At 48.7% G+C, this 421-nt stretch carries 2 tRNA genes; both read left to right on the forward strand.

The annotated features are described in order from the left end of the window. Positions 1-209 precede the first annotated feature (209 nt). Positions 210-302 (forward strand) — tRNA-Ser (locus ACNFOC_RS55535). A gap of 3 nt (positions 303-305) precedes the next feature. Next, positions 306-382, forward strand: a tRNA-Arg gene (locus tag ACNFOC_RS55540). Positions 383-421 lie beyond the last annotated feature (39 nt).

The following is a 421-nucleotide window of genomic DNA, read 5'->3' on the forward strand; positions in this document are numbered from 1 at the left end:
TTTGCATTACTGCTATCTGACAGACCTCCGTTTTTCTGTTGATAAAACACTCTTTTTGACGTTTTTACAGACTAATTGAGCGTGAAGTGTGCAAACGATAAAAGTGTGGGAAAAATTGTTTGACTTATAAGTCTCAGAAAGTAATATGTGCGCCACGCAGCGACGATGAGCGATAAACAAGTTCTTCGAAGCACTCGTAAGAGGCGTGTGGTGAGGTGGCCGAGAGGCTGAAGGCGCTCCCCTGCTAAGGGAGTATGCGGTCAAAAGCTGCATCCGGGGTTCGAATCCCCGCCTCACCGCCATTTGCATCCGTAGCTCAGCTGGATAGAGTACTCGGCTACGAACCGAGCGGTCGGAGGTTCGAATCCTCCCGGATGCACCATCTCTTACTTGATATGGCGTTAGGAGCGATATCAATATC

The organism is Streptomyces colwelliae (assembly GCF_048158785.1).
GTDB lineage: Bacteria > Actinomycetota > Actinomycetes > Streptomycetales > Streptomycetaceae > Streptomyces.